1 protein-coding gene is annotated in these 260 nt (G+C 52.7%); it reads left to right on the top strand.

What is annotated here, in order from left to right; translation table 11 throughout:
- Positions 1-75: 75 nt before the first annotated feature.
- Positions 76-260 (top strand): hypothetical protein (locus tag MN204_RS20920; RefSeq protein WP_249872973.1); only part of this gene is annotated, 185 nt, incomplete at its 3' end.

The raw sequence follows: 260 nt of genomic DNA, 5'->3' as shown, positions 1-260 counted from the left end.
AATTACAATAGCCTGCGCAAACTGTTTGCGAAGTTTATCGTTCATAGCCGCCGAATCACTCGGTGCAGAAAGCGATTGTGTCATGTTATAGCGCTCGATGAGGACAGCGCTGTTGGGGCCCTTGGCTTGGAACTTCTTGTACAAGTTCCAGATCTCAGGCCAGTTTTGCGGCTTCATTTCGGTGATGGTGGTGCTGTATGCGGGTTTGCGCTCGCCGCGGGTGCAGAAGCCGATGTTGGCGTCGTTCCAGTTTTGGTAGG

Origin of the sequence: Oceanobacillus saliphilus, assembly GCF_023522835.1 — a bacterium.
GTDB lineage: Bacteria > Bacillota > Bacilli > Bacillales > Amphibacillaceae > Oceanobacillus > Oceanobacillus saliphilus.
This window is presented reverse-complemented; position numbering and strand designations above follow the sequence as displayed.